The 3695-nt window shown below is 69.2% G+C and carries 2 protein-coding genes; both read right to left on the reverse strand.

Annotation, left to right across the window (positions count from 1 at the left end; genetic code table 11):
* Nucleotides 1-438: SulP family inorganic anion transporter (locus DD1DGNOD_RS20855; protein WP_346434361.1), on the reverse strand; the 438-nt coding region annotated here is incomplete at its 3' end.
* Between the two features lie 501 nt (nucleotides 439-939).
* Complete coding sequence (alaS, locus tag DD1DGNOD_RS20860) at nucleotides 940-3615, reverse strand: alanine--tRNA ligase (protein WP_131768197.1); 2676 nt, start codon at nucleotides 3613-3615, stop codon at nucleotides 940-942.
* Between the last annotated feature and the right edge of the window lie 80 nt (nucleotides 3616-3695).

The following is a 3695-nucleotide window of genomic DNA, read 5'->3' on the forward strand; positions in this document are numbered from 1 at the left end:
CAGAGTCGTGATGTTGTCCAGGGCGTGACTTTCCGGCTCACCGCCGAGCACGACGTGTAGTTGCCCGAAGACGATGGTCAGCCCGATACCACCGAGCATGCCGTGCACGATCGCGGGTGAGACGGCGAGCGCTGCGCGAGCAACGCGGCTCACTCCGAGCAGGATCTGCACCACGCCCGCGGCAGCGGTCACCGCGCAGGTGACCTGCCATCCGAAGGTGGAGATGAGGCCCGCGACGATGACCGTCAGCCCCGCCGCGGGCCCGCTGACCTGCAACGGCGCACCGCCCAACGAGCCGGCGACGATCCCACCGACCACGGCGGCGATGAGACCGGCGGCGATCGGCGCGCCGGAGGCGACCGCAATACCCAGCGACAGGGGCATCGCGACCAGGAAGACCACCAGTGACGCCTGCAGGTCGGGCCTCAGGGCCGCGATCGTGCGCTGGCGGGCCCGATCGCGAGCGGCACCGTCCGGTGCGCCGGGCGGCGAGTGGCTGTGCTGTGACGACGAAGGTACTGGTGATGGGACGTGTGGGACTGCCACACCGTGCTCCTCGGGGTCGGATCGGCACCGGACAGGGTGTCGCGATGGAGACGCTTCGCAGGGGTCGCGAAAGACGACCGTGCCTATAACGAAGCCGACCCATGGGCGTTGTCCGCCCGCATCCGACCGCCAGTCCGAGTCCTGTTGGTGATGGGTCCTGCCGTCAGCAGGGCCCATCACGTGCAGTAACTATGTGAACCATCCTGAAGAACGAAGGAGGCTCGATCCGAGTTTCCGGGTGTGACCTTTAGCTCAGAAGAGACAAAACGCCCGGCAGCCGCAAAGCGGATAGTTGGCCGCGAGACGCCGCCGGGACGTTGCAAGCCGAGCGGTCCCGCACCTGGCGCCGCCAGCCCGCCGCGTCAAGCCGGGCGTGTCAGGCTGCCTGACGCCTCAGGCAGCCGCCCGCTGCGCCACTGTTCGCCGGACGGAGGCGAGCGCGTCCGCGATCGCGTCCGGGTTGGCGCCACCGCCCTGAGCAAGGTCGTCCTTGCCGCCACCCCCACCACCGAGGATCTTCGCGGCGCCACGGACGAGCTCCCCGGCCCTGACCCCTCGGTCCCGCGCCGGGCCACTCGTGGCCACCACGATGACCGGGCGTCCGCTCACCGCGGCCGCGACCGCGACGACAACCGGGCGCTCCACCGGAAGCCGGCCGCGGATGTCAAGGACGAGTTTGCGCAGGTCGTCCGCTGAGGTACCGTCAGGAGCCCGATGGGCGACCAGCGCAACCCCACCGACGTCCTCGGCGGCCTGGGCGAGATCGCCCGCCACGGCCAGCACCTCCGCGGCCCGCAGCTTCTCCAGCTCCTTCTCGACCTCCCGAAGCCGGCCCAGCACCTGGGACAGCCGCTCGGGCACGTCGGCCCGCGGAGCCTTGAGCACATCGGTGACCTGCGAGACGAGCACGGCCTCCCGGGCCAGGTAGCGGTAGGCGTCCAGGCCGACAAGGGCCTCCACCCGCCGCACTCCCGCCCCGACCGAGGACTCCCCCAGCAGCTTGACCAGGCCGAGCTGCCCCGAACGGCGCACATGCGTGCCACCGCAGAGCTCGCGGGAGTAGTCACCGATCGAGACGACCCGGACCCGGTCGCCGTACTTCTCGCCGAACATGGCGATCGCGCCGGTCCGGCGTGCCTGGTCGATGTCCATGACCTCGGCGTGGACGTCGAGATCCTCGATCAGCACCTGATTGATGGTCTCCTCCACGTCGGCGAGTACCGAGACCGGCACTGCGGCCGCGGAGGAGAAGTCGAAGCGGAACCGGCCGGGGGAGTTCTCCGAACCGGCCTGCGCGGCAGTCGGGCCGAGCGCGTCCCGCAGGGCCTGGTGAGTCAGGTGCGTGGCGCTGTGGGAGCGCGAGATCGCCGCTCGCCGGGCCGGATCGATCTCCGCCTGGACGCCCGCGCCGGGGGTGACTCCCCCCGTCCGCACCCGGCCGCGGTGGACGATCAGCTCGGGCAGTGGCTTCTGCACATCGAAGATCTCGATTTCGGTACCGTCGGCGAGCCGGACGACGCCGGCGTCGGCGAGCTGACCACCGCCCTCGGCGTAGAACGGCGTCCGGTCGAGCACGATCTCGACATCGTCACCCTGGGTGGCTTCGCGAGCCGGCACGCCGCCGACCAGCAACCCACGTACGCGCGCTTCCTCGACGGTGCTGTCGTATCCGGTGAACACCGACGGACCGGCCGCCTCCAGCACGTCCCGGTACGCCGAAGTGTCGACGTGCCCGGTCTTCTTGGCGCGGGCGTCAGCCTTGGCGCGTTGCCGCTGCTCCCCCATGAGCCGGCGAAAACCCTCCTCGTCGACGGTCAGGCCCGCTTCGGCCGCCATCTCCAGGGTGAGGTCGACCGGGAAACCGTAGGTGTCGTGGAGCTGGAACACCCGCGCACCTGCAAGGACGCTCCCGCCGGCCTTCTTCGTCTCGCTCGCGGCCAGGTCGAAGATGGACGTCCCGGTGCGCAGCGTCTGGAGGAACGCCGCCTCCTCGGCGGTGGCGACCGAGTCGATCCGGACGCGGTCGGTGACAAGCTCCGGATACTGCGGGCCCATCGCCTCGATGGTGGCCGCGACCATCTCGTGCATGGTCGCGTCATGGGCACCGAGCAGGCGCATGTTGCGGATCGCGCGGCGCATCATCCGGCGCAGCACGTAGCCGCGTCCCTCGTTGCTGGGAAGCACACCGTCACCGATGAGCATCACCGAGGTACGCACATGGTCGGCGACCACCCGCAGCGACACGTCCGAGCGGTGCTCGGCACCGTAGCGGGCACCGGTCAGCGCGGACGCCCGGTCGAGGACCAGCCGCGAGGTGTCGATCTCGTAGAGGTTGTCGACGCCCTGCAGGATGGCCGCGAGCCGCTCCAGCCCGAGCCCGGTGTCGATGTTCTTCGACGGCAGGTCACCGAGGATCGGGTAATCCTTCTTCGAGGAACCCTCCCCGCGGATGTACTGCATGAAGACGAGATTCCAGATCTCCAGGTAACGCTCGCCGTTCACCGCGGGGCCGCCTTCGGCACCGAATTCCGGCCCGCGGTCGTAGTTGATTTCGGAACAGGGCCCGCACGGACCCGGCACGCCCATCGACCAGAAGTTGTCCTCCATGCCCAGACGCTGGATGCGCCCGGCGGGCACGCCGACCTTGGACTGCCAGATGTCGGCCGTCTCGTCGTCGTCGAGGTACACGGTCACCCACAGCCGGCTGTCGTCCAGGCCGTATCCGCCGTCCGCCACGGAGGTGGTGAGCAGTTCCCACGCCAGCGGGATCACGGTCTCCTTGAAATAGTCCCCGAAGGAGAAGTTCCCGCACATCTGGAAGAAGGAACCGTGCCGGGTCGTGCGGCCGACCTCTTCGATGTCGGTGGTCCGCACACACTTCTGAATACTGGCGGCACGGGTGTACGGCGGACGGACCTCGCCGAGGAAATACGGCTTGAACGGGACCATCCCGGCGTTCACGAGCAGCAGGGTGGGGTCGTCCGCAATGAGGGAAGCCGACGGAACAACCGTGTGACCCCGGTCGGCAAAATAGCGGAGCCAACGGCTCGCGATCTCAGCGGACTTCATTCCAGCCTTCCTGCCCGGCAGACGACGGTCCATCGGCGCATGATGCGGATGCCAGGGAGGGCAGCCGTGCGCCGATGGCC

It is taken from the genome of Candidatus Protofrankia californiensis (assembly GCF_900634765.1).
Classification (GTDB): domain Bacteria; phylum Actinomycetota; class Actinomycetes; order Frankiales; family Frankiaceae; genus Protofrankia; species Protofrankia californiensis.